Origin of the sequence: Rhodococcus sp. YL-1 (genome assembly GCF_001942025.1) — a bacterium.
In the GTDB taxonomy this organism is placed as follows: domain Bacteria; phylum Actinomycetota; class Actinomycetes; order Mycobacteriales; family Mycobacteriaceae; genus Rhodococcus_F; species Rhodococcus_F qingshengii.
Genome location: NZ_CP017299.1, coordinates 5618955 through 5642853 on the forward strand (window position 1 = coordinate 5618955; position 23899 = coordinate 5642853).

Here is a 23899-nt window from a genome sequence, read left to right on the forward strand (position 1 = left end):
CTTCGAATCGAGCTGTTTCCCATGAGCATTCAAGCTGCGCCGACCTTTCAAGTAGCCCTGAGTTTCGAAGACGGCATAACCCGCTTCGTCGAATGCAACACCGACGAGACCGTCGCGGACGCGTCGTACCGCGCACGAATCAACATTCCGCTCGACTGCCGCGACGGAGCTTGCGGCACCTGCAAATCACTCTGTGAGTCAGGTACTTTCGACGCCGGCGACTACATCGAGGAGGCCCTGACGGACGACGAGGCCGAGCAGGGATACTGCCTTCCGTGCCAGATGGTGCCGGAATCTGATCTCGTGCTGCAGATTCCCACCACGTCGGCGGTCGCCAAGACCACTGCCGGTTCGTACACGTCCACCGTCACCGAGATCATTCGCCATTCGGATTCCACGGTGGGTTTCACCGTCGCAGTCGACAACCGCGCAGATCTGGTCTTCCTCCCCGGTCAGTACGTGAACATCCTCGTTCCCGGAACCGAAGCGACGCGGTCGTACTCGTTCAGCTCCGGCCCTGAGGTCGCGTCGGCGTCGTTCCTGGTCAAGATCACCCCGGGTGGTCTGATGTCCGAGTATCTCAGTCAGCGTGCGCAGGTAGGCGACACTCTCGAATTGACCGGACCGATGGGTAGCTTCTTCCTCCGGTCAGGTCAACGGAGAGCCCTACTGCTTGCCGGTGGAACCGGCTTGGCCCCGCTGCTCTCCATACTGGAGAAGATGCGTACCGAAAGCTCCACTCGGCCCGTCCATCTGGTCTACGGCGTCAGCTCCGACACCGATCTCGTCGAACTCGACAAACTGCACGACTACGCGGAGTCTCTACCCCAGTTCACCTTCGACTACTGCGTATCCGATCCCGACAGCACAGCACCGAACAAGGGCTATGTCACGGGCTTGATCGAGCCCGATCACCTCGACGACGGCAACGTAGACGTCTACCTGTGCGGCCCGCCGCCGATGGTCGAAGCCGTACGTCTGCACTTCAAGGACGTATCGATCACACCCACGAACTTCTACTTCGAAAAGTTCAACAATGCGGCAGCACCGGCTGATTCACCGGCAGCCTCGGCCGAAGAATCAGCTGCCGGCACGTACGAGATCGGTGAAGAACATCTGCCGGTCACGGAGTCGGACGCACAGTTCGACGCTCGGATGGCCCTCGAACTCGGAGCAATGGAACTCACGATCGGCCGCCTCACTCCGGCACAGTTGACGGAGTACCGCATTCTGGCGGAGAACTCGGCTGCTTCCATCGACCGCGATCACTTCACGGACGCAGCGGCATTCACCGAAACCAATGCCCTGTTCCACGACTTCCTCTTCCGCTGCACCGGAAACGAAGTGCTGCTGCAGGCATACCACCGTCTCGAGGTCACACAACTGATGAACCGAGTGCTCCGCACCGCCGATTGGGTGGACGAACATGTCGCGGAGGATCACTCACGTATCGTGAGTGCATTCGAGCAGAATGATCGCACCGCGGCCCGTGATCTGATCGTCCAGCACAGCGAACACGCCAAGTCGACGATGCACCGCGCCATCACTGACGCTCGGGAAAGTGTGGCGTCGTGAGCACGAGATTCTTCGCCGGCCGGTTCGACGACCGGGTCGTGGTCGTCACCGGAGCGGCTCAGGGGATCGGGCGCAGCGTTGCCGAAAGAGTTTCCGCAGAAGGTGGTTCCGTCGCGCTTGTGGATCGAGCTGAACTGGTTCACGACATCGCGACACCGCTGGAGCGTTCCCATTCGGTGACCGCGGACCTCGAGACGTTCGAAGGTGCCCAGAATGCGATAGATTCCGCATTGGAGCGCTTCGGACGCATCGACGTCCTGATCAACAACGTCGGTGGGACCATCTGGGCCAAACCCTACGAGCACTACACGCCGCAGCAGATACAAGCCGAGGTCACACGATCACTGTTCCCCACGCTCTGGACGTGTCGCGCCGTACTGCCCCATCTGATCGAGCAGGCGAGCGGCACCATCGTCAACGTCTCCTCGGTCGCCACCCGCGGTGTCAACCGTGTTCCTTACGCGGCGGCCAAGGGCGGGGTCAGCGCGATCACCGCTGCACTGGCGATGGAAGTCGCGCAGTACGGAATACGCGTCGTGGCAACCGCTCCCGGCGGAACCGAGGCGCCACCACGCGTCGTGGCACGCGGGCCGGGTGCCGAGACCGACGAGGAGAAAGCCTGGTACCAGCAGATCGTCGACCAGACCGTCGACTCGTCGCTACTCAAGCGTTACGGCACCCTGGACGAACAGGCTGCTGCTATCACTTTCCTTGCCTCCGAAGAGGCTTCGTATGTCACCGGAACGGTTCTGCCCGTCGCCGGTGGCGACCTCGGCTGAATCCAGCCTCCCCCGATTCCTGATCTCTCGAACGGAGATTCGCCATGTCCTCGATCGAACGTGGTTCCTGGGCCAGTGCCCGCCATCGCTCGTCAGTGTTGTGGGTGGTCACCATCGCCGCCATTGCCATTCTGTTCGACGGATACGACCTGGTCGTGTACGGCACGATCCTGCCCGTACTCATGGACGACCCCAGCCATATCGGCACCTTGACCGCATCTCAGGCCGGCGCGTTGGGTTCGTATGCACTCGTCGGAGTGATGGTCGGCGCACTGACGTGTGGAGCGATCGGCGATCACTTCGGTCGCCGAAAGATGATGCTGGTCAACATCATCTGGTTCTCGGTCGGAATGGCACTGGCAGCGTTCGCCACCAGCATCACCACTTTCGGTCTGCTGCGGTTCTTCACCGGCATCGGTGTCGGTGGGCTTGTCGCCACTGCCGGAGCCATGATTGCCGAGTTCGCGCCGCCGGGACGCCGCAATCTGTTCAACGCCATCGTCTACAGCGGTGTCCCGGCCGGTGGCGTCATGGCTTCCGTCCTGGCGATCGTTCTCCGTGATTCCATCGGATGGCGCGGACTGTTCCTCATCGGCGCCCTGCCATTGGTGTTCCTGTTCCCACTCGCCTGGTTCAAACTGCCCGAGTCTCCCGCGTGGCTGATTGCTCGCGGACGTGTCGAGGAAGCTCGCGCCATTTCCTCGAAAACCGGAATTCCATTGCCTGTCGGTACAGATCGACCCAACGACGCCGTAGCCGAGAAGGTCGGCTTCCGAGCGTTGGCGAGCAGACAATATGTCTGGGGCACCGCGCTTCTCGGCCTCATGAGCTTCGCCGGCCTCCTCCTGACCTACGGACTGAACACCTGGCTGCCCAAGATCATGGAAAACGCGGGATACAACGCGAAGGGTTCGCTCTCGTTCCTGTTGGTACTCAACGGCGGTGCCATCATCGGTGGACTTCTCGCCTCCAAGATCGCAGACGTAACCGGTCCTCAGCGGGTTGTCGCAACCACCTTCGGCCTGGCCGCACTCGCCCTGCTCCTGTTCACATTCGGGTTCCCGCTTCCCGTACTCCTCGCCTCCGTTGCCATCGCGGGTGTCGGAACCATCGGTACTCAGGTTCTGATCTACGGATTCGTGTCCAACTACTATTCGACGACCGCTCGGGCCGCAGGTGTCGCGTGGTGCGCCGGATTCGGACGTCTGGGCGGGATATTCGGGCCACTGATCGGCGGAAGTTTGATCAGCGCCGGAATCAGTTCCGAATCGGCGTTCTACGTCTTCGCCGGCATCGCGGTGCTTGGCGCCATCGTCACCTTCTTCGTGCCGAAGCAAGCACCCGACCTGGGTGCCACTGCACTTCGATCCGATGGAGACCGTGCCGAAAAGGAAACCCGTGGTGAGCCCGGCGTTACGGTAGTCGGGTGACACTTCGTGACCTGTTGCTCGGCCGAGAACGCGAGCTCGCCGTTCTCGGCCGAGCCTTGGCCGCGGCAGAGACAGGAGTGCCGACTCTCGTGCTGGTCGAGGGCGATGCCGGTAGCGGTAAGTCCACTCTCGTCGACCGGTTCGCCGAAATCTCTTCCGCTCATACGCTCCGCCGCGCTCGTGGGCTGGAGTGGGAATCGAACACTGCCTTCGGAGTGATCGAACAACTACTCGAACGTCCGGTTTCCAACTCGGACCCGGTCGCCGTTGCACACGAGATCGTCGACGCAGCGGAGCAACTGACCCTGATCGTCGTCGACGATGCCCATCACAGCGATGTCAGCTCGCTTCAGGCAATCACCTCCGCCCTCCATCGAGGCCGAACGGCACCACTGCTGTTCGTCCTCGTCGCCGAGGAAACGCCGTTCCTGCGCGAGGATGTCAGGCAGATTCTCGACCTGCACTGGTCGACGCGATTGCACATCAGCCCGATCGACGCACCCGTCATCATCGACATCGCCCGGATGCGAAGCGGAATCGATCTCAGTTCCGGCGTCGCGCTTGCCCTTCAGGACTTCACCGCGGGCAACACACTCGACATCGTCTCGCTTCTCGACGAGCTGCCACCTACCTATTGGACCCAGTGGCACCGAACTTTGCCCGTCCCTCGCCATCGTGCAGTGTCGATCGCCGCCGCCCTCGCTACGTGTTCGGCGGGAGCACGAACGTTGATCGAAGCCGCAGCAGTTGTCGGGCGCAGCACGACGTTGTCGCATCTTGCTCAGCTAGCCGAAATCGACGACGTGGTCGGCGCCTTGGACAGCGCCTTTGCCAGCGGCCTCCTTTCTGTCCACGAGCAGCGCGGCAGCACCGAGGTGTCACTGAGCAGCACGATGGTCACGGCCGCAGTGCGCGGGGCGTTGGGACCCGCGCACTTGCATCTGCTGCACACACGCGCAGCCGAGATCGCTTGGGGAGAAGGTGAACGGCTTTTCCACCTTGCCGCTGCCAGCACCACCCATGACGAGGACCTCGCCGCCGAACTCGTTGCGTACGCATCACTACGAGCATCCGACGGCGCGTGGTCGGAAGTCGCCGACGCCATGGTCACGGCAAGCCGTCTCACCACAGCCCGAACCGAACACGAGGACCGACTGCTCCGCGGAGTCGACGCGCTGACCGGATCGGGTGACATCCCCCGCGCCATGGTCTTCGTGCCGGAGATCGAGAGTATTTCGCGCGGGCCTCTCCGCGACGCCGTCCTCGGCTACCTCGCCATCCATAGAGGGCGACCGACCGAGGCCGCCGATCTTCTGACCAGAGCGTGGGACAGCTGCAGCGTGGATCGTGAGCCAGGCATCGCTGCGATGATCGCCCAACGAATGGTCCTGCATTCTCTGGCTCGGCTCGATGGCACGGCGCTCGTCGAGTGGGTTGACCGCGCAGTCGAATTGGTGGGCCCTTCTGATCCCGCAGCAGTGGAGTCCGAAGCGATCAAGGGTCTCGGGCTCGGTGCTACCGGAAGAACCGAGAATGCGCTCGCGGCATACGCCGAACTCTCCGATCGTGTCCGCCCCGGAGCCCAAGCACAGCGCTTCCAGATGGGACGCGGATGGCTCGAGCTTGCGTTGGACCACCCGGAGTCCGCCAGACGCGACCTCGAAAGCGCGGTGTCCACAGAGTTTTCCAGTGGTTCGGCAAGAATCTCACTGTGGGCACAGGCCTGGCTCGCCCGCACTCAATTCGCTCTCGGCGCCTGGGACGAAGCGCTCTCGACCGTCGAGGGCGCCGGTGCCGAGGTGGATCGGTTCGAGATCGAGATCATCCGGCCGTTGGTCCACTGGTCGGGAGCACAGATTCACGCTCTGCGCGGCAACTGGGAACTGGCCCGTGACCATGTGCGACGTGCGTACGCCGGCATTCATGCCTACGAAATCATGTATGTTCCTGCACTTCTCGCCAGGGCCCAGGTTGCCGAGGCCGCCGCCGACTACGCCGAAGTTCTGGTGGCGCTGGCTCCGCTCACCTCGAGCAAGGCGCAACAATGGCTCGACGAGCCGGGCTTCTGGCCGTGGGTCGATCTCTACGCCAATGCATTGGTCATGGTCGGGCGAGCTGATGATGCCGACGCCTTTCTGCAACCACACGAGCAGACCGCACGACGTCGGGAGCACCGCTCAGCTGCGGCACGTCTCGGCTACGTTCGCGGCCGGATCCACGGCGCACGGGGCGAACTCGACTCGGCAAGAGAAAGTTTCGATGCTGCACTACTCGGCATCGAGACGCTGCCGCTCCCCTACGACCGAGCCCGAATCAATTTTGCCTACGGCCAAACTCTCCGCCGGGCCGGGAAACGCGCGGAGGCCGACGTCGTCCTCCGCGCCGCCCGCGAGCTGTATCACTCGTTGGGCGCCGCTACTTACGTCGAGCGCTGCGAGCGCGAACTCCGCGCGGGCGGGTTGAACCTCTCGCGGACGGAGAAGGGAATCACCGACCTGACCCCGCAAGAACGAGCCGTCGCCGACCTTGTCGCAGCGGGCAAGTCCAACAAGGAAGCTGCCGGCGAATTGTTCCTCTCCGTCAAGACCATTCAATATCACCTCACGCGCGCGTACGCGAAACTCGGACTGCGATCACGGAGCGAACTCGCGGCTTTGTTCCGCGACCGAGGGCTTTCGGATCCGCATCAGGAGAACTGAGAACATGCCGGACACTACGACGACTGCGCCCGTTCGCGTCGTCACCGAGCCACTCCCCCAACCGCTCTACGGCCCGAAGCGGGTCTTGCGCGACTTCGGCGGAACGTCCATTGCCAACGGAATCATCGGCATCGTCTTCTCGGCCACCGGGCCGGTGGCGGTCATTCTCGCTGCGGGGTTGGCGGGTGGACTGAGTCAAGCTCAATTGGCCTCTTGGCTTTTCGGTGCCTTCTTCGTCAACGGAATTCTCACCATCACGGCTTCCTGGCTGTACCGGCAGCCGCTGGCCTTCTTCTGGACGATTCCCGGAACCGTTGTCGTCGGAGCGTCGTTGGAGCATCTGCCGTGGGAGCAAGTGCTCGGAGCGTTCTTCGCGACCGGCGCCCTGATCTTGCTGTTGGGATTGACAGGGTGGGTCACACCGATCATGGCCGCATTACCCTTGCCCATCGTAATGGCAATGGTGGCAGGCGTTTTCCTTCATTTCGGAACGGATTTGGTCGAAGCGCCCGCCCACGACGCGGTGATCGCCCTGCCGATGATCGCCACCTTTGTCGCTCTGAGCGTGTTCGCCAAGCTGGGAAGATTCGTTCCGCCCGTTCTCGGCGCGTTGATCGTCGGCGTGGTCGTGATACTCGCGGCCGGAAGATTCAACTCCACCGGCGACGCGCACGAGTGGCTGGCGCATCCGATGCTGACCACGCCAACCTGGTCTTGGCAGGCGATGATCGAACTGGTTGTACCGCTGGCGATCACAGTCGTCGTCGTGCAGAACGGCCAAGGAATCGCAGTCCTCCGCGCAGCGGGTCATCAACCGCCGATCGGGGCAGCAACGGTTGCCTGCGGTGTGTTCTCTCTCGTGAACGCGGCGGTGGGTTGTATCTCGACGTGCCTTACCGGGCCGACGAACGCATTGCTCACGGCGTCGGGAGAGCGGACACGCCAATACACCGCCGGAATCTTCTGCGGCTTACTCGCCGTCGTCTTCGGACTGTTCGCCCCGACTTTCGTCGCGATGATGTTGGGAACTCCGACGGCATTCATCGTCACTCTGGGTGGTCTGGCCATGCTCAAGGCCTTACAGGGAGCCTTCGTGACCGCATTCGGCGGGAAATTCACCTTCGGCGCTTTGATCGCGTTCCTCGTGACGATCTCCGACATCGAGCTACTCAATATCGGAGCCGCTTTCTGGGGACTCGTCTTCGGGGTCATCGCCTCGCGCATGCTCGAGCGAGCCGACTACACCTGACATGCGAATATTCGCATACTCGACTTTGACAATCATTTACATTAAGCAGTAGATCTATACCCATGCACCTCAACACCCGCATGTCGCGGCGCCTCACCCTTGCCACATCAGTAGGCCTCTCACTCGCCCTCGTTACGGGTTGCTCGTCCGACAACAAGGACTCCGCCCAGTCCGAAACCACGACCACGACGTCGGCCGCACCAACCGAACAGGCCTCGGCAACACCACGTCTCGCCGTGTCGTACGACGGCGGCGTCCTGGTGCTGGATGCAACTTCCCTCGACGTGGTCGGCGAGACCGAGATCGACGGCTTCACCCGACTCAACCCGGCCGGCGACGGTCGCCACGTCATGATCTCTGCCGGCGAAGCATTCAAGGTGCTCGACACCGGCACGTGGTCTTCGGCTCACGGTGATCATTCTCATTACTACACAGCCGATCCCGCGATGTCCGAGGTCGAGTTCGCAGCCAACGAACCCGGACACGTTGTACGCCATGCCGGAAAAACCGTTCTCTTCAACGACGGCTCGGGACTGGTCGAGATCTTCGATCCGGCGCAGTTGGCAAAACGCCAACCCCGCGTCGAGACGTACACCACGCCAGAACCCCATCACGGCGTTGCGGTCGCACTTGCCGATGGCAGCCTGTTGACGACCATCGGAAATTCTGAGTCCCGCAACGGCATTGCCATCCTCGATGCCGACCGCCGGGAAATCCTGCGCAACGAACAGTGCCCCGGTGTCCACGGCGAAGCAGTCGCTGCCGGCGAAGCCATCGTGCTGGGCTGCCAGGACGGGTTGCTCGTGTACAAGAACGGAGCGATCACCAAGGTCCAGAGTCCGGATGCATACGGCCGCATCGGAAATCAGGCAGGCTCGGAGGAGTCGGACATCGTGCTGGGTGATTACAAGACCGACAAGGACGCCGAACTCGAACGTCCGCAACGGGTCTCGCTGACCAACACGACGACGTCCGAACTCAAGCTCGTCGACCTCGGCACCAGCTACACCTTCCGCTCACTCGGCCGCGGACCACACGGAGAGGCACTGGTGCTCGGCACCGACGGCGCCATCCACGTCATCGACCCGAACACCGGCGTCGTCACCAAGAAGATCGCCGTCATAGACGCATGGACCGAGCCCACCAAATGGCAAGAGCCCAGGCCCGCGCTCTTCGTAGAAGACCACACCGCTTACGTCACCGACCCCGCGTCGAAGAAGCTGATCGCAGTCGACCTCGAGGACGGCAGCATCCTGACCGAGACCACTCTCGATCACGCCCCCAACGAATTGACCGGTGTCACCGGCTGATTCAGATCCTCACCTCAGGCCCCCATCTCACACCGAGATGAGGGCCTGAGCCGTTCTCGTGCTTCGCCTACTGACCAGGGAATCTCATACCCAGGCAATCCTCGAGGTGCTACGACGCGCGCATAAGAGAATCGAAAGCCGTTGTCGCCAGCTCTGCTGGAGCTGAGCGATGAGCAGGACCACGATTGACCGCGGCACAAGTCAGCATGGAATAACTCCGTGTGGAGGTTCGTTGGAGATGGTGTCGGTGTTCGATTCTTTGCCCCGGGTACCACCCCAGAATTGCCACTTCGAGTGGCCACTTGCCGAGAGGCGCAAGACGGGCACCGACGCGCTGGAGCCGCTGGACACCTTTCGGTGCCAGCGGCTTCGTCGTCTGAATGATCAGGCCGGGTTTTCGCCGGCAGCGACGTCGAGGATCCACGTCACCCCGAACGCATCGGTGAGCATGCCGAAACCGGGGCTCCACGCCGCGGCGGCAAGACCCTCGATGATCGATGCACCAGCAGAGAGTTTGGCCCAGTAGTTCTGCACCTCTTCGAGGGTTTCACCGCGAACCGAGACGAAGAACGGTTGGTCAGTGATCGTGGTGCCGTTCTCGCGGTGTGTCGAGCCTGCGTTGCCGACCGAGCCGCCCGACTGTCCAGGGATGTCGTATGCCATCACACAGAAGCCGTCCTCTGTCTCCACCTGGCCGAACACGACGTTCTCAGCGCCGGGCACCTCCTTGGGCATCCCGAAGTCGCCGTAGGTTGCGATCGTGACCTGGCCACCGAAGACGGACTGGTAGAACTCCAGAGCCTCGCGGGCGTCTCCGCGGAAGTTGAGGTGGGTCGTTGTCTTGATGCTCATGTCTGCTCCTGGTACGAACGTCGCTCGGGTTTTCCCTGACAACGTCGACTCTCACAGCCGTATAGGACTGTTTTCGTCCTAGACTCGTCGTAGTCTCACCGCATGGCGACCACCACTCGACTCTTGAATCTGCTGTCCCTCTTGCAGACGAGACGCGACTGGCCGGGCGCTCTACTCGCCGAGCGGCTCGACATCAGCCATCGCACTGTCCGCCGCGACATCGACCGGCTCAGGGAGATGGGTTACCGCATTGCGGCGACCATGGGCCCGGACGGCGGATACCGACTCGACGCCGGCAGCGAGCTGCCACCCCTGCTGTTCGACGACGATCAGGTCATCGCACTGGCAGTTGCGCTGCAGGCGGCGACGCTGATCGGCGTCGGTATCGAAGAGGATGCGGTTCGAGCGTTGACCACTGTGCGGCAAGTGATGCCGTCGCGTCTGCGCCATCGCCTCGACGCGCTCAGTTTCACCACGATTTCGGCCGGTTCCGGCGACGCAGACTCCGTGTCCCCAGAGGTGCTCGTAGCGATTTCCGCTGCAGTCCGCGCTCGCGAGGTGTTCCGCTTCGATTACTCGAACGACCACTCAACCGACAACAGCGAAATAACACCGCCGCGCCGAGTGGAGCCGCATCATCTGGTGACCTCCAAGCGTCGCTGGTATCTCGTCGCGTGGGATCTCGCGCGAGACGACTGGCGAATCTTCCGCGCCGATCGCATCACCCCACGCACCCCGAACGGTCCCCGGTTCACGCCGAAGGAAATCCCCGGCGGCGACGTCAGCGAATACGGTGTCCGCGCGCTTCAAAGGATCGGAACATATCAACAATTGGCCGTGCCACGGCAAGGTCGTTCTCCATCGACCAGCCAGTTATGTTCTTCCCTTTGTCGGGGACGGCATCGTCGAAGATCTTGGCCCCGAGCAGTGCAGTCTCGAAGCCGGATCATGGTCTTGGACGGCGCTGGCAGCCTCCTTCAACCGATTCGACACCGACATCGATGTCGTCGGCCCGCCAGAACTTACCCACGCTTTCGCGCAACTCGCCGCCCGCAACGCCGCGACTGCTGAGAGTTAGTCAGTCGTCTCGAATGAGATCCAGGTCTCCAACACAACCGTGCGCCCGCGGGTTCGTGATAGCTTTCAAGTCCTCAGAGGACCTGAGGACTTGAAGACCTGAACGAAGGGATGCCCAAGGAGATGAAGAAGGGGCAAGTTGCATTTCTCACCGGCACACACGTCGTGAACGATCTGTACCAGGGGGCTGTGCCTGCACTGTTGCCGTTCATGATGCTCGAACGCGGATATTCCTATTCCGCGGTCGCCGGAATCACGCTCGCCGCGACCGGACTATCCAGTGTCGTGCAACCTGCATTCGGCATGCTGGTCGATCGAAAGAGCCGAAACTGGCTGGTACCCACAGGTTTTGTGACGGCCGCAGCAGGCATTGTCGTGGCAGCGATGAGCACCACCTACATCGTCACTTGGCTGGCAATTGCCGTGGCCGGCATCGGCATCGCCGCATACCATCCTCCCGCCACAAATTTGGCACGCGCGGCTGGAGGTCATTCACAGAAAGCCATGAGCGTGTTCTCCGTGGGCGGTACGTTGGGCGCCTCGCTGGCGCCACCGTTTGTCACGCTCGTGGTTGGCTCACTCGGTTTGTCCGGCGGCTATCTGCTCGCAGTTCCTGCAGTGGTGGCGGCTATTTGGTGGATGGTCGCCCAGTCGCGATCGGCCAACACGGGTGCGGCCGAATCAGCCCAGTCGTTGAGTGCGCAACTGGCAGCGAACGGTCCCGTGTCAGACGATTGGCGCTCGTTCACACGACTCGTGCTGGTAACGGTCTGTTGGTCAATTCCGTACGTGACCACACTGTCGTTGGTCTCACCGTTCGTGCTCAACGCACTGAACGGATCGTCCTCGAGCGCTGCAATCGTGTTGTCCTCCTTCACATTGGCAGGAGCGGCCGGAACGCTACTGGGAGGAGTCCTCGCGGACCGTCGTGGTCGACGCGCATCCATCCGACTCGGCTACCTGCTTGCGGTACCTTCACTGGCACTGCTCGCTGCCGCCCCGCACGTCGCAGTTGCCGAATTGGGAATCGTCTGTCTCGGATTTGCTATGTTCCTGCCCTTCGCGCCACAGGTGACATTGGCGCAGGACTACCTACCGAATCGCCCCGGCACAGCAAGTGGGGTGACGCTCGGACTCGCGATGTCCGTGGGGGGCATCGCATCTCCGCTGTTCGGCTACCTGGCAGATCACTTCGGACCGCGCATGGCGATCGGGGCGACAACTGCAGTGCTGTTCGTCGGCGCCGTCATCGCATTCACCTTGCGCGATCGACGACTCGACCCGGAAGACGAGACGGAGCGCGAACTGGACGTCATCGCCCTTCGATAAACCGAAAGACGGCCCCGTAGTCTGAAGATTCATCGGAGGACATGAAGTATTACTCGGTGAGCCGCTCCATTGCGGTTCACCGAGTCAGTCAGGAGCAGTCACATGGCAGTGCGCCAGATCAAGCAGCAGTCGCTGGTACAGAAAGCCGCGGACGAACTTGCGCGCCTCATCGGCGACGGCGAGTGGCCGGTCGGGACCAAAATCCCGAACGAGCAGGATCTGAGCACACTCCTCGGAGTCGGGCGTTCGACCGGCAGAGAGGCAGTTCGCGCACTGATTGCGTCGGGCCAGCTCTACTCGCATCAAGGGTCCGGCACCTACGTCATGTCCTCGACTCCGGTCACAGAACTCGAGCGAGAACTCAAACGCTCGGACCGCCGCGAAGTCTACGAAGTACGCCGACTTCTGGAAGTGGAAGCGGGCCGCCTGGCTGCCATGCGTCGGACCTCTGCCGACGTCGACCTGTTACGGGCAGCACTCGCAGCCCGTGAAAATGCTTCGACACCAACAGAATTTGTCGACGCTGACATGGAACTACATCGCGCCGTGGTGAATGCTGCGCACAACAGCGTGTTGTCGATGGTGTTCGATTCATTCATCGAAACGCTCCGCAACTCGGCCCTGGACGTGATCACCGACGTCACGGCACGAAACCCCCAATCCATCGACGACGAAGCCGCTGCCCACCGAGATCTGGTGGAAGCAATCGTCGCGGGTGATGCCGACGCTGCCAGTGCGGCAACGCGCAGGAACATGGACGGGCTCGACTGACCCTCTCTATCGTTGTCAGGCATGACGTCCACATCGCTCCCTCCACGGGGTCTCCGGATCGGTCTGTCCGCCATCGCGTGGCTCAACCTGCTCTCTGCGCTCGTAGGAATGGCGGGCCTGACGATCGGCGGCGGGATGGGCCTACCTCCGGAGTGGATCGAGGGAACCGTCTTCCCTTCATATTTCTGGCCCGGAATCCTCCTCGGCGTCGTCGTCGGAGGCATCCAAGCCGTCGCACTCTTCGCTCAGCACAACAGGTTCCGCCTGGCATGGGGCCTGCACGCCGCCGCCGGCCTGACGATGATGACCTGGATCTTCGTCGAGATAGCCATGATCCTGGCCTGGTCGCCGCTGCAGGGCATCTTCTTCACCACCGGACTCGTCCAGACAACCCTCGCCGTCCTTGCACTCGGCGCCTGGCCCCGCCCCTTCCTTCAACGAACCGACAGCCATCACGGTCAGTGACGAATTATATTGGGATAGAAGGTCACTAGGACCGACCTCGATGCTCTCCATCACCCAATCCAGCTCGACCCACGACCAACAACTGAAATCTGTTCAGCCGATGAGGTCTTTCGAGAAGTTCAGCGAGTCGAAAGACCTGTTCGCTACAAGTTCCAATTGCCTCTGTGTTGCACCGTCTCGGGCGCGCTGAGACATGCCTTGGATGACTACGCCGATGAACTCGGCAAGGTCCTCGGGATCGGAGTCAGCGGGCAAGAGTCCGTTGGCGATATCGGCTGAGATCCTCTGCGACAGCAATACCACGTTGGCATTTCGCATGTCGCGCAATCGGTTTGCTATGTGACTGTTGGCGTCGGTCACGCTGACCGCCGCGCTGATGATCAGACAACCACCCGGACAAGACTCGTCGGTGTAATGGGACGCCGCGTCGTTCAAGAGGCGGCGAATCAATTCGGATGCCTCGCGCTCTTCGGCGAACGCCCGGTCCATGAAGTCGCCGCGAGTCGCGTTGTAGTGATCGACGGCGGCAAAGAACACTCCTTCCTTGCCGCCGAAAGCGCTGTAGAGACTCGGTGGATTGATCTGCATCGCAGCAGTCAACATGGCAACGGATGTCCCCTCGTAGCCGTGCTCCCAGAAGGCATACATCGCCTTGTCCAAGGCCGCGTCTACGTCGAACTTCCGCCCTTGTCCCGGCACCCCGGCCATGCAACCTCCCAATTCCGCAGCATCTACCGATCCAAATGTGATCTATTCTACTCTTGTAGCGATCACTATGCGAATGTCCTACTGTTCTCCTCGAAAGTTCATTTCGTTCACTGAAGTACCGCCGTACTGCTGACACAGCTCGCGAACGCTCTTTCACACCGTCTAGGGGGATCGACATGCGTAGTGCCGCTTCATTCAAACTGGGTCTCAGCCACAGCGCGGCCACCGATTCGACATGGAAGGTCGAAGCGGTCAAACAGGTCGAGTATCACGTGATCGCCGCACGAAATCTGTTCGCCAAGGACAGCACTCGACTACTCGACGGGTGCAGCGCAGCGTCGCTACACCGCGGAGACCGACGCTTGATCATCATCGACGCGAACGTCGACCGAATTCACGGGGATCGAATTCGAGGCTACTTCGAACACCACGGAATACGAGCATCCTTCGTACCGATGCGAGCCGACGAGACGGTCAAAGAGTGGGGTTCTGCGGTGCGGGTGGTCGACGCGATGAACGGGTTCGGCATCGACCGACGCAGGGAGCCGGTAATCGCGATCGGCGGGGGTGTTCTACTCGACATCGTCGGTTTCGCCGCGAGCGTCTACCGCCGCGGAACGCCGTACATCCGGGTCCCCACCACACTGATCGGCCTCGTCGACGCCGGGGTCGGCGTCAAGACCGGAGTCAACTACGGCATGGGCAAGAATCGACTAGGGACGTATGCACCGGCCCTGGCAACTTTTGTCGACCGAGCATTCCTGCGTACCCTCGACAACCGACACTTGTCCAACGGCCTTGCCGAGATACTCAAGATGGCCTTGATCAAATCCCTCGACCTCTTCGAACTGCTGGAAATCTTCGGGGAACGATTGATCGATGACAGGTTTCAGGGCTCTTCCGACAAACTCGACACAGCAGCAACACAAGTCATCGCCGAGTCGATCCACCTGATGCTCGAGGAACTGCAGCCCAATCTGTGGGAATCCTGCCTCGAACGCTGCGTCGACTACGGCCACACATTCTCGCCCACGCTCGAGATGGAAGCACTACCGGAACTTCTGCACGGTGAAGCCGTAGCTGTCGACATGGCATTGACGTCTGCACTGGGTTATTTGCGGGGAAGTGTCAGTGAAGCTGAACTTGATCGCGTCCTGACTGTAATGAGGCGCCTCGGCCTTCCCACCTGGAACGACGTCTTGTCCACACCGGGCGTCCTCGGCGCCGCATTGGCCGACACAGTGCGTCATCGGGACGGGCGGCAACGGCTGCCTTTGCCGGTCGGGATCGGTGGGCACCACTTCGTCAATGATGTCACGATCGACGGAATCAACTCTGCCTCCGCCCTTTTGAACAGGAAGAGCGACGAGCTACGCGTCCGTGAGACGTCGGTGACGAAGGTCGCGTCATGAGGTGGGGCGGCCTCTACATCGAAGGCTTCGGCTCATACCTACCGGACAGGCGGGAACAAGCCTCCGACATGGTGACCGAAGGACGGTTCGATCCCGTCGAACATCAGAAGACCGGACAGACTTCGGTTGCAGTGTCGGACCCTGATATCGGCGAATCCGCGCCGGAGATGGCAGTCTTCGCAGGCAGAGCTGCGTTGGCCGACAGCGGAATCAGCAGCAACGAAATCGACCTACTCGTGCATGCAGTGGTTCTGCACAACGGCCTGGAGGCGTGGAACTGCGGCGCCTACATTCAGAACGAACTTGGCATCGACGACTGCCTGCCGATCGAGATCCGAACAGCCTGCGCCGGAGCAATCGTCGGAATCGAACTGATCGGCCGCTGGTTCGACGGACACGGCAAAGGCCTGGTAACTGCATCCGACGCTTGGCGTCTCCCCTTGTTCGACCGGTGGAATTCCGACAGCGGTCTCGCCTACGGAGACGGCGCGGCCGCTGCTGTCATCGGCCCGGATCCGGGTCCCTTTCGTATTCTTTCGACTTCCGTAGTCACTGATGCACACCTCGAGCAGATGCACCGCGGGCACGAGCGCACAAGCATGCCTGTCTACGGCACCGCCGACCCGATCGATCTCCGAGCACGGGTGGGGGGCTTCACCGAGACTCACTCCATCGACGAGTTCTGGTCACGCAACGCGGCCGCCCTGTCTCGGTGCGCTGAAACAGCTTTGGGTGATGCCGCCACTCATCACGGTGACATCGCCACCTGGATCGTACCGAATTTCGGCAACGTCCTACTTCGCAAACAATGTTTCGAACCGCTGAAGATCCGCGCCGAGCAGACCTTGGTCGAACTCGGCAGAACCATCGGCCACACCGGTGCTGCCGACCCACTACTGGGCCTCGACCTGCTCCGCCGCAGCAAGGCCCTGCACCCCGGAGACCGGATCATGCTCACCGGCATCGGCGTCGGGTTCACATGGGGATGCGCAGTCGTCGAATACACCGGATACGAGAAGGGATAGGCCATGGTGGTCGAAACTCCGCACGAATTGACGACAACGGCTCGCTCTACCAACGCGAATGCCGCAATAATCTGGATGCTCCTGGCAGTGTTCGGCGTCGGCACTGTCGAATACCTTGTGGCCGGCGTACTTCCGGACATCTCCACCGACCTCGGGGTCAGCACCTCCACAGCAGGACTGCTCGTCACCATCTATGCCGTCACAGTGGTCATCGGTGGCCCTCTACTGACGATCGCTACCACCAGGGTGCCGCGGACACCTCTCATCGCGGCTCTGATGGCTCTCTTCGTCATCGGCAACATTGGAACTGCGCTGGCACCGAACTTCGCAACCATGGTGATATTTCGGATCATCACTGCTCTGCCACACGCGACGTTCTTCGCTTTGTGCCTGGTGCTGGCGACGTCGTTGGTGGCGCCTGAATTCCAAGGGCGTGTGATCGCCCGCGTCACCCTCGGACTGAACCTGGCGACGGTCCTCGGCGTCCCCTTGGGAACTCTCATCGGTACACAACTGGGTTGGCGCTGGTCTTTTGCGATCATCGCCGTTTTCCAACTGCTGGTCACCGCTGCGCTGATCGCCTCGACGCGCAACGCCGCTCCCTCGCACCAGACCGGGAACGTCAGCTCAGAGCTACGGGTGTTCACCCGTGGCCCAGTTCTGTGGGCGATCGGGCTGACCGCTCTCAGTCAGGCAGCGCTTTTCGTGGTGTTCACCTACATCTCGCCGTATCTCACCGAGCATGCCGGCATCTCGGTGTCGACGGTGACGGTGGTGTTGTTCGTATTCGGCGTCGGGTCTGTTGTCGGCAATCAACTCGGTGGTTACTACGCGGACAAGGACCTGGACAAAACGCTGTACATCGCGTTGACCGCGCTCGCGTTGGCACTTCTCGCTCTCTTCGTCTTCGGCGGAACGTCTTGGTTTGCCTTCGCCTGGATGTTCGTGCTCGGTGCTACCGGTTTTTCCATTATTCCGCCGCTCGCCTCGAAACTCATCGGTGCCGCAAGCGAAGCCCCGCACCTTGCTGCCACGGTCAACATTGCAGGATTCCAACTGGCGAATGCTGCCGGCGCGTGGATCGGCTCGATCGCTCTGTCCGGCGGCAACAGTGTTGCAGTCCTGCCTGCTATCGGGGCAGTCCTCGCGGCGGGCGCAGTACTGCTGCTGTTCGTCAGTCGGCGCACTGCTCGGAGCGTGACGTGAAAGCCATGAGAGCTGCGATGATCGACGCTCCCCGTTCCGTGTCGATCGTGACGATCGACCGTCCCAACTGCGGGCCTGACGATGTCGTCGTCAAGGTTGCCTATGTCGGTCTGTGCGGTACGGATCTGGAGTTGTTGCACGGCACGTCGTCATACCTCACTGATGGCCTTACGTCGTTTCCGCATCACTTCGGGCACGAATGGGTGGGCACCGTAGAGCAGACCGGCCCGAATATTCACGATCTGTCGGCGGGTGACGTAGTCACCGGGAGCACGATGATTTTCTGCCAGGCGTGTTCGGCCTGCGGGGCCGGACGACGCAACCAATGCTCCGATCTGCGTGAGGTCGGGCTATACGAACATCCTGGTGCCGCAGCCGAATTCCTCCGCATGCCGCGGCGCACGGTCGTTTCACTCGGTCGCGTCACAGTCGAACCGGAGCACGTTCTCATCGAGCCGCTCGTAACGGTGCTCGAGGCGCTCGACGCTGCTTCGGTGTCGCCGGGTGATCGGGTTCTCGTCGTCGGCGCGGGCACGATCGGCAGCTTGTCCATCGCCATGCTGAGTCGATACCCGATCACCGTCGACGTTCTCGAACCCCGGTCGATCGAACACCTCGACTCCGGCACCGTCACACACAGTTTCACCGATGCCACACACCTGACCGGGCAGTACGACGTGGTCGTGGAGGCGTCTGGCGGCGCCGGTGCGCTGGGTACCGCCGTAGGCGTTCTCCGTCCGGGAGGCAAGTGCATCCTCGTAGGCGTCGCGGCGCCCACGGAATCGATCGATCCCGGAGCGGTTGCGCTGGCCGGCATTTCGATCATCGGAGTACGTCACGGGGTAGATCACTACCGCCGAGCCGCGGAACTGTTCCCGCTGATTCGCCCGGCATTGACCGCATTGATCGACAGTGTGGTTCCTCTGACCGAAGCACAGTCCGCGTTCGATCGCCTCGAAGGCCACAGGACACGGCCGAAGGTGGTGATCTCTGTTGAGTGAGCTCGAATACACAGTGATAACCGGAGCGAGTAGTGGTATCGGCCGGGCAATCGCGCTCGCGCTTGCGAAAGAGGGTCACAACCTCGTCCTCGGATACGGCAATGGTCTCGATCGCATCGCACGGTTGGTGAGCGAAATAAATGCGCAGTTCCGCATCGACGTCGTTCCCCTGCAACTGGACCTGCGCAATGCCGAATCGACAGTCGACGCCGTTCTGCGATGCACAGATGAACTGGGTGAGATCCACTGCCTGGTAAACAATGCCGGGATCAACGATCGATCACCCGCAGATGCACTCGCCATCGATCGAATGCGCGAGGTCATGGCCGTCAATTCGATCACCCCACTTGCGTTGGCCTCGTCGGTGGGGCGCCGGATGATCGCGCGAGGTATCGCAGGATCGATCGTCAACATCACATCGATCCATGACACGGTCCCCATCACCGGCGGTGCAATCTACTGCGCCAGCAAGGCCGCATTGGCGGCGTCGAGTCGTGTCCTCGCCCTCGAATTCGCGCCCCACGGAGTGCGCGTCAATTCCGTCGCACCGGGAGAAACCGCCACCGCGATGAACGGCATCGATGACGAATCCTCGTATGCGGACATCGATCGCCCCGCTATCCCGTTGGGGCGTCCGGCCGGTGTGCACGAGATCGCAGCAGCCGCGGCGTTCCTCGCCGGGTCCGGTTCGAGCTATCTCACGGGGACCACCGTTACCGTCGACGGCGGACTGGTTCTGACTGCAGCCGAAGCGAATGCCCGCTACGCCGTCGATCATTCTCCAACGCAAGGTCTCATGAAAGGAATCGCATGAAAGCCATCGCAATCGAAGCCACCGGCGACCCAAGCGTTCTCACTCTCACCGAGGTTGACGAGCCGACATCCGGCCCCGGAGACGTCACTGTTTCCGTTGCAGCCGCTGCCGTCAACCCTGTCGATCTGAAGACCCGTTCGGGGTTCTTGCCCATCGAGTTGCACTTCCCAGCGGTATTGGGATGGGACGTCTCCGGAACTGTTATCGCAGTCGGATCCGCGGTAACACGCTTCACGCCAGGAGACCGCGTCATCGGAATGATCGCGCAACCGGCACACCGCTACGGAACCTATGCCGAACGCGTCACCGCCGACCAGTCCTTGTTCGCACCCGCTCCGTCGAACGTCACCCTCGAGCACGCTGCTGCGATCCCACTCGCGGCGCTCACCGCTGTGCAATGCCTCGAGAAACTCGACCTTGCATCAGAATCCACGGTGTTGGTGACCGGTGCTGCCGGCGCGGTGGGCCGAATAGCGTCGGCGCTGCTGATCTCGCGGGGACACCGCGTCGAAGCCCTCGCTCGCGAGAGCGACACTGACGAACTCTTGGCCCTCAGCCTCAGCCGGGTCATAGCGAGTCCCGTCGACCTGCCGCAGAAGGAGTACGACGCCATCGTCGACACGGCGGGTGTTGCCGAATCCGTCGACAGTGTGCGAGACGACGGCGCCTTCATCTCCATCGACGACAACGAGCAACCCGCACCGCAACGTGGAATCACACCGGCGAAAAGCTATGTCGACGAGGACGGCTCGGGCCTCGAATCATTCGCCGAACTGGTATCGACCGGTTCGGTCACCGTCCCTGTCGCCCGAACATTCCGGTTCGACGAAGCACCCCGAGCCCACGCTCTGCTGGCCGCGGGCGGAACCCGAGGAAAGGTACTGCTGATCCCATGACCGTGACCGCGAATGTCGAAAATGCCTTGTCCACAGTCGGTGTCACCGTTCCCGATGCGGACGCCGCCGCCAACTTCTTCGCTTCACTCCTGGGTGCGAACCGCGTCGTAAGATCCCCCGGACGTGCCTCCGTACCGATCGGATTGTCGGGGGTCGTGGATTTCGTATCAGCGGATTGGCCCCATCAACCCCCGCCGCGGTTGGTCGACATCGGCACCAACCATCTGTGCTTCACTGTCGGCGATATCGAACTCGCTGTGAGCTACCTTGATTCGCGAAGCGACGTGACAGTCCTCGGCGACGTGATCGAGGTACCCGAGGGTCCGATTGCGGGCAACAAGTGGGTGTACTTCCGGTCGCCGTGGGGCGATCTCTTCGAACTTCAGCAGTGGCCCGAGGAGCCGGGATACTTCCACGAGACCCAGGCCCGACTCCACCACAGACGAGAGGACATCGCGTCGGCCCTTCTCCCGACCTGCCGCGGTTTGGATCACACGGGCTACAGCGTCCCGGACCTCGACGCCGCGATAGCGCGTCTGGTGACCGCCCATTCGGGAACCGAGGTGCTCCGCACCGACATCGCAGCGGATCGCGGGTTCATGACGGCACAGTTCGATCTCGACGTCGAAGGAACGTCCCGGATGGCGATGGTATCCGTCGGCGACTTGAACATCGAGTTGTTCGAGCACCACATCGGCCGGCAGGAGGCCCCTCGCCCTTTGACCGCCAACGGGGGAAACTTCCTGACGTTCCGCTACGGGGGCGCCGCACGACTGATTCCGAGTTCGCTGTGAAGTACGGAATCAATCTCCCCAACTTCGGGCCGCAGATCGACCCCGAGGGGATTCTCGCGTGGGCCCGGACAGCGGAAGCTGCCGGATTCGACAATGTCCTGCTCTCGGATCACGTGGTGTTGACCGACGACGCGAATCGCCGCTCTCCCGCTCCGTTTTACGAGTGCCTGGCCACGCTGTCCTGGCTCGCAGCGAGTACCGAGTCGATTCGCCTGGGCAGCGGCGTGCTGATCGGCAGTCACCGACACCCGGCCCACCTCGCCCACGCGACCGCGACGATTGATCGACTCAGCGGCGGACGGTTGATCGTGGGCATCGGGGTCGGCTGGACTGCACAGGCTTTCGACGTCCTCGGCGTTCCGTTCACACGTCGAGGCCGACTGACGGATACCACTCTCGAAACCCTGATCGCAGCGTGGACGTCGGAGACATACGACGCACCGGGCTCGGCCGGAACACATCGCGTGCACAACGGACCTCTACCGCTGCAGCAACCACACCCTCCGTTGTGGATCGGCGGCAACGGACCCGCTGCGATCGACCGAACCAACAGATTAGGCACTGCATGGCACCCATTGCACCCTACCCGGGGCCTATGCATCGCTGGAGTCGCTTCACTCGCCCCCGGGCGTGAGTTCGTCCCCCGCATCTACTTTCTCCCCACCGAAAAATCTGTCGAATCACCAGACCGTCCACTCGGGTACGGAACCATCAACCAGATACGTGCCGACATCGATTTTCTGTCTGAGATCGGTGCACAGACGATTGTGCTCGATACCGATCCTGGCGACCAGCGACTGCGCCGCTCAACCGACCACGATCTCGATCTGATTCGCATTGCCGGCGAAAGTTTGGGAATGAGTCGGGTGGCCGTCTTATGACTCTGCGGCCCAGCTCGATTCGACAATCCATTTCGACCTCGGCGCTGCTGTTCGACATGGACGGAACCCTCGTCGATTCGCAGGCGTCGATCGAGGCCGTCTGGTTCGAATTCGCGGACCGGCACGGCGTTGATCGGGCGGTGGTAGCGCAGGCACTTCCAGGCCGCATCGCTTCCGACATCATCGTTCGGGTTCTCGGTAATCGAGCAAACGTCGAATCCGAACTGAACTGGATCAGGCAAAGCGAAGAGCAGAACTCGCATCCAGTTCGCGCCATCGCCGGCGCCAAGGACTTTCTGGCGTCTGTGCCCCCGGAGCGGTGGGCGATTGTCACGTCGGCCCCTCGATCGATGATGGTGCGAAGGCTCACTGAAGCCGGCCTCCCGCTTCCACACGCGTCGGTATGCGCTGAGGACGTGCGCGTCGGCAAGCCAGATCCCGAGGGCTTTCTTGCAGCGGCGGCGCGCTTGAAGGTTCCCGCCGCCTCCTCCACCGTATTCGAAGACTCCTCGGCCGGCATGGCTGCTGCGGCCGATTCCGGCGCATCATGCGTTGCAATCGGAGCCGAGCCCGGACGAAACCTTTTGAGAGTGAATAACTTTACTTCACTACGACTCTCCCGAGAGAGATCGGAGCTCGTAATCGACGTGGTACCGGAAATATGACGGATACCGTATCGGTCGATCTGGGAGGTACGTGGCTACGCATCCGCAGCGGTGAGCGAACCGAACGGCTGCCATCGCCCAGCGTGCTCCGACAACCGTCTGCCACTCCCGATCAACTCCTGCGCGAGCTGATCGAGACACTGGATCGATATCTACCGCCGGGTGCCGCAGTGAACATGGCGTGCGGGGCCGCGCTCGACGAACAGAAGGGCGTCGCCTATGGATCCGGCCCATTGTGGGGCGGCGCTCCTGCCGGTGAGATTCCGTTGCTGCGTCTCCTCGAATCCCACCGCCCGGACGTTCGATGGACACTCGTGAACGACGTGACGGCAGGGTTGGCGTCGTTCGCTCGTGGATTCACACGTCCCACCGATCGGCGCATCGCCTACCTCACCATCAGCAGCGGGATCGCACTGCGGATAGCTGATGCAAAAGAGGGAGTGATTCCCGTGGACGCATTGGGGTTGCAAGGGGAGGTCGGCCACCTTCGTGCAGTGACGTCGGGGCCGGATACGGTGCGACAGTTACCCTGCGCATGTGGAGGCGTCGGACATGTCGCGGCGATCTCGTCCGGCTCGGCGTTGACTGCTGTCGCCTCGGCTCTCGAATTGCCCTATGACAGAGATTCGTTCGGTCCAGCACTCGAGTCAGGCGCCCCTGGTGCATCACTTCTGTTGCGCGTGGTCGTCGAGCCGATCGCCGAGCTGGTCAGAACGATGATCGCCCTCGATCCACGACTGGATCGCATCGGGATCGGTGGCGGGCTCGCCGAAGGTCTGTCCGAGATGTACGAGAGGGAACTGTGTTCCCAACTCGCCTCGGTGCGATCGTACGCGGACACGTCACTGACTCCCGAGAGAATCCGTAAGACGATATACCTGTGCCGTCCTCACGATATCGACACCCTGTCCGGTGCCGACGATATTGCCGCCGGTCACCTCCGCGTAAGCAAGCTGTGAAA

At 61.9% G+C, this 23899-nt stretch carries 21 protein-coding genes and 1 pseudogene; 20 read left to right on the forward strand and 2 right to left on the reverse strand.

Annotated features, from left to right (window positions below; all coding sequences use genetic code 11):
- Positions 1–21: 21 nt before the first annotated feature.
- The 6 genes from benC to aztD all read left to right on the forward strand — a co-directional run bounded on the left by benC (position 22) and on the right by aztD (position 9042).
- Positions 22–1575, forward strand: coding sequence for a benzoate 1,2-dioxygenase electron transfer component BenC (benC, locus tag BH682_RS26210; RefSeq protein ID WP_075834578.1), 1554 nt, complete (start codon positions 22–24; stop codon positions 1573–1575).
- Positions 1572–2354, forward strand: a complete 783-nt coding sequence (locus tag BH682_RS26215; protein WP_007729779.1) for a 1,6-dihydroxycyclohexa-2,4-diene-1-carboxylate dehydrogenase — start codon at positions 1572–1574, stop codon at positions 2352–2354. Before benC ends, BH682_RS26215 begins: the two co-directional genes overlap by 4 nt.
- Positions 2355–2398: 44 nt before the next feature.
- The gene (locus BH682_RS26220) at positions 2399–3784 is read left to right on the forward strand and encodes an MFS transporter (RefSeq protein WP_075834580.1); all 1386 of its coding nucleotides are present in this window, start codon (positions 2399–2401) and stop codon (positions 3782–3784) included.
- Complete coding sequence (locus tag BH682_RS26225) at positions 3781–6483, forward strand: helix-turn-helix transcriptional regulator (protein ID WP_065351508.1); 2703 nt, start codon at positions 3781–3783, stop codon at positions 6481–6483. The genes BH682_RS26220 and BH682_RS26225 overlap by 4 nt, the downstream gene beginning before the upstream one ends.
- Before the next feature lie 4 nt (positions 6484–6487).
- Positions 6488–7732, forward strand: a complete 1245-nt coding sequence (locus BH682_RS26230) for a benzoate/H(+) symporter BenE family transporter (protein WP_075834582.1) — start codon at positions 6488–6490, stop codon at positions 7730–7732.
- 62 nt (positions 7733–7794) lie between these two features.
- The gene (gene aztD / locus BH682_RS26235; RefSeq protein ID WP_075834584.1) at positions 7795–9042 is read left to right on the forward strand and encodes a zinc metallochaperone AztD; all 1248 of its coding nucleotides are present in this window, start codon (positions 7795–7797) and stop codon (positions 9040–9042) included.
- Between the two features lie 384 nt (positions 9043–9426).
- Here aztD and BH682_RS26240 read toward each other — a convergent pair whose 3' ends face one another.
- A complete protein-coding gene (locus tag BH682_RS26240) occupies positions 9427–9894 on the reverse strand; it encodes a VOC family protein (protein WP_075834587.1) in 468 nt (155 codons plus the stop codon).
- Between the two features lie 102 nt (positions 9895–9996).
- On the opposite strand from BH682_RS26240, the pseudogene BH682_RS26245 reads away from it, so the two are divergent.
- From BH682_RS26245 to BH682_RS26260, 4 genes and pseudogenes are all read left to right on the forward strand, one after another.
- A pseudogene (locus BH682_RS26245) lies at positions 9997–10972 on the forward strand (helix-turn-helix transcriptional regulator).
- A gap of 122 nt (positions 10973–11094) precedes the next feature.
- The gene (locus BH682_RS26250) at positions 11095–12300 is read left to right on the forward strand and encodes an MFS transporter (protein WP_042447245.1); all 1206 of its coding nucleotides are present in this window, start codon (positions 11095–11097) and stop codon (positions 12298–12300) included.
- A gap of 102 nt (positions 12301–12402) precedes the next feature.
- Positions 12403–13071, forward strand: coding sequence for a FadR/GntR family transcriptional regulator (locus BH682_RS26255; protein ID WP_042447187.1), 669 nt, complete (start codon positions 12403–12405; stop codon positions 13069–13071).
- A gap of 21 nt (positions 13072–13092) precedes the next feature.
- Positions 13093–13536, forward strand: coding sequence for a hypothetical protein (locus BH682_RS26260; protein WP_223304591.1), 444 nt, complete (start codon positions 13093–13095; stop codon positions 13534–13536).
- A gap of 93 nt (positions 13537–13629) precedes the next feature.
- On the opposite strand, the gene BH682_RS26265 is transcribed toward BH682_RS26260, so the two are convergent.
- Positions 13630–14244, reverse strand: coding sequence for a TetR/AcrR family transcriptional regulator (locus tag BH682_RS26265; RefSeq protein WP_075834591.1), 615 nt, complete (start codon positions 14242–14244; stop codon positions 13630–13632).
- Positions 14245–14420: 176 nt separating this feature from the next.
- Between BH682_RS26265 and BH682_RS26270 the strand changes: the two genes are divergently transcribed.
- The 10 genes from BH682_RS26270 to BH682_RS26315 are packed head-to-tail and all read left to right on the forward strand — an operon-like array spanning position 14421 to position 23897.
- Positions 14421–15656 (forward strand): sedoheptulose 7-phosphate cyclase, encoded by a 1236-nt coding sequence (locus BH682_RS26270; RefSeq protein ID WP_075834594.1) that lies wholly within the window; start codon positions 14421–14423, stop codon positions 15654–15656.
- Complete coding sequence (locus tag BH682_RS26275) at positions 15653–16681, forward strand: 3-oxoacyl-ACP synthase III family protein (protein ID WP_075834597.1); 1029 nt, start codon at positions 15653–15655, stop codon at positions 16679–16681. The genes BH682_RS26270 and BH682_RS26275 overlap by 4 nt, the downstream gene beginning before the upstream one ends.
- 3 nt (positions 16682–16684) lie before the next feature.
- On the forward strand, positions 16685–17887 hold the full coding sequence (locus BH682_RS26280; protein WP_020971053.1) for an MFS transporter: 1203 nt from the start codon (positions 16685–16687) through the stop codon (positions 17885–17887).
- A gap of 5 nt (positions 17888–17892) precedes the next feature.
- A complete protein-coding gene (locus tag BH682_RS26285; RefSeq protein ID WP_075835501.1) occupies positions 17893–18888 on the forward strand; it encodes a zinc-dependent alcohol dehydrogenase in 996 nt (331 codons plus the stop codon).
- Positions 18881–19702, forward strand: a complete 822-nt coding sequence (locus tag BH682_RS26290) for an SDR family oxidoreductase (protein WP_075834599.1) — start codon at positions 18881–18883, stop codon at positions 19700–19702. Before BH682_RS26285 ends, BH682_RS26290 begins: the two co-directional genes overlap by 8 nt.
- Entirely contained in the window at positions 19699–20598 is a 900-nt protein-coding gene (locus tag BH682_RS26295) for an NADP-dependent oxidoreductase (RefSeq protein WP_075834602.1), read from the forward strand. The genes BH682_RS26290 and BH682_RS26295 overlap by 4 nt, the downstream gene beginning before the upstream one ends.
- Positions 20595–21392: a VOC family protein gene (locus BH682_RS26300; protein ID WP_075834604.1), complete on the forward strand. Its 798-nt coding sequence runs from the start codon at positions 20595–20597 to the stop codon at positions 21390–21392. The genes BH682_RS26295 and BH682_RS26300 overlap by 4 nt, the downstream gene beginning before the upstream one ends.
- Positions 21389–22273, forward strand: a complete 885-nt coding sequence (locus tag BH682_RS26305; RefSeq protein ID WP_075834606.1) for a TIGR03619 family F420-dependent LLM class oxidoreductase — start codon at positions 21389–21391, stop codon at positions 22271–22273. The genes BH682_RS26300 and BH682_RS26305 overlap by 4 nt, the downstream gene beginning before the upstream one ends.
- Positions 22270–22938, forward strand: coding sequence for an HAD-IA family hydrolase (locus BH682_RS26310; RefSeq protein ID WP_075834608.1), 669 nt, complete (start codon positions 22270–22272; stop codon positions 22936–22938). Before BH682_RS26305 ends, BH682_RS26310 begins: the two co-directional genes overlap by 4 nt.
- Positions 22935–23897 (forward strand): ROK family protein, encoded by a 963-nt coding sequence (locus BH682_RS26315; RefSeq protein ID WP_075834611.1) that lies wholly within the window; start codon positions 22935–22937, stop codon positions 23895–23897. The genes BH682_RS26310 and BH682_RS26315 overlap by 4 nt, the downstream gene beginning before the upstream one ends.
- The last annotated feature ends 2 nt before the right edge of the window (positions 23898–23899 follow it).